The organism is Staphylococcus pasteuri, assembly GCF_030547725.1.
Lineage (GTDB): Bacteria > Bacillota > Bacilli > Staphylococcales > Staphylococcaceae > Staphylococcus > Staphylococcus pasteuri.
In genome coordinates this window covers 1-259 of the sequence record NZ_JAUOQO010000514.1, presented here as the reverse complement: position 1 = coordinate 259, position 259 = coordinate 1, and the positions used below count along the sequence as shown (strand labels likewise).

Sequence of the window (259 nt, the reverse complement as noted above, 5' to 3'; positions counted from 1 at the left end):
CATAAGTCATTTAGGCAATACATTCGAAAACACTATTCTATTGATACGATAACCAGATATAGATCACGCAGCAATGCATTTAAATATGAAAACGTCATTCAAGAAAACGTAATTGTTAAATTCACCAAACGTGCTCAAGTTCCAGAAATAAAAATATTCACTTGTTTAAATCCGGACAGCGCTCCCGAATATGAAATGAACTTACGAAGCGAACTTTTATTAAACAACGATAACGATATTTTTGCATTGCCAGCTGATA

General features: G+C 33.2%; 1 protein-coding gene. It reads left to right on the top strand.

Going from position 1 to position 259, the window contains the following annotated elements; all coding sequences use genetic code 11:
- A partial coding sequence (locus Q4528_RS14560; RefSeq protein ID WP_303522363.1) for a hypothetical protein occupies positions 1 to 259 on the top strand: 259 nt, incomplete at both ends.